The organism is Arthrobacter sp. SO3 (genome assembly GCF_020532825.1).
Classification (GTDB): domain Bacteria; phylum Actinomycetota; class Actinomycetes; order Actinomycetales; family Micrococcaceae; genus Arthrobacter.
This window is the reverse complement of record NZ_MQTS01000150.1, coordinates 1-872: the sequence shown is the minus strand read 5'-3', so window position 1 is coordinate 872 and position 872 is coordinate 1. Positions and strand designations below refer to the sequence as shown.

At 69.8% G+C, this 872-nt stretch carries 1 protein-coding gene; it reads right to left on the bottom strand.

What is annotated here, in order from left to right:
• Nucleotides 1-14: 14 nt before the first annotated feature.
• Nucleotides 15-872, bottom strand: an 858-nt coding sequence (locus BJQ90_RS14170) for an ammonium transporter (protein WP_413463687.1), incomplete at its 5' end; no start/stop codon positions are given.

Sequence of the window (872 nt, the reverse complement as noted above, 5' to 3'; positions counted from 1 at the left end):
ATCCCGTCGGTGCGTCAGACGAGGCTGTCTTCCTTCTCGCGCTGGGCTGCCCGGATCGCATGGGCGGGCGCCGCCGTGTGCGTGGAGTGCGGGGCATGGCCATCGTGCCCGAAGGGGTTGAACCGGCTCAGGGCGAGCTCGGCGAAGGCGTAGGCGCTCTCGGCGTGTTCGGAGCGGTCCACGCCGGCGATCTCGTCCTCGTGGCTGACCCGGAATCCGAGTGTCTTGTGGATGGCCAGGCCGATCACGGCCGTTCCGAGCCCGGACAGGGCTACCGTGATGAGCACGGCGACAGTCTGCGCGACGAACTGGTGGAGGCCGCCGCCGTAGAGGAGGCCCCCGCCTTCGCCTTTGACCGGAAGGGCGATGAAGCCCAGTGCCAGGGTGCCGAGGAGGCCACCGCCAAGGTGGACGCCGACGACGTCGAGCGAGTCGTCGAACCCGAACTTGTACTTCAAGTCCACGAACACGGCGCAGGCCGCGCCTGCGAGCAGGCCCAGGCCCAGTGCGGCGAGGGGGCTGATGTTGGCGCACGAGGGCGTGATCGCGACCAGGCCGGCGACGGCGCCGGACGCTGCGCCGAGGGAGGTCGGGTGGCCGTGCCGGATCTTCTCCGTCACGAGCCAGCTGATCACGGCTGCGGCCGGGGCGGCCAGGGTGTTGATCCAGATCAGGCCCGCCTGCTGGACGGTGGTGGCGGCGCCGGCGTTGAAGCCGAACCAGCCGAACCACAGGATGCCCGCGCCCAGCATGACGAACGGAATGTTGTGCGGGCGGTGGGCCGGGTCTTTGCCGAAGCCGTGCCGGTTTCCCAGGATCAGTACCAGAACGAGTGCCGCGGTGCCGGAGCTGATCTCAACGACGGTGCCGCC